Annotated in this window: 1 pseudogene; it reads left to right on the forward strand. The window is 66.4% G+C overall.

Annotated features, from left to right (window positions below):
* Positions 1 to 159 (forward strand): annotated as a pseudogene (locus CCN37_RS37135) (succinate dehydrogenase iron-sulfur subunit); the annotation flags it as partial.
* Between the last annotated feature and the right edge of the window lie 180 nt (positions 160 to 339).

A 339-nucleotide genomic window follows, 5' to 3' on the forward strand; every position in this document is an offset into this window, starting at 1 on the left:
CGCGACGAGGCCGCCGAGGAGCGACTGGACATCCTCAACGACGTCGACGGCGTGTGGCGCTGCCGCACGACCTTCAACTGCACGGACGCCTGCCCTCGCGGTATCGAGGTCACCAAGGCGATCCAGGAGGTCAAGCGCGCGCTGCTGTTCCGCCGCTGACCCACGCGAAACAGGAACGGGCCGTGACCGCATTTCCGCGGTGACGGCCCGTTTTCTCTTGTGCGGATACCGAATTCCTTTCGCGGCGGTTGACCGCGGATTGGCTCGGCGCTATCGGTTGAGCATGGTCAACACAGGGGGACTCGTCGTTCGCGCCGCGACCAGAGCGGACCTGCCGAG

Origin of the sequence: Allokutzneria sp. NRRL B-24872 (genome assembly GCF_002155965.1) — a bacterium.
Classification (GTDB): domain Bacteria; phylum Actinomycetota; class Actinomycetes; order Mycobacteriales; family Pseudonocardiaceae; genus Allokutzneria.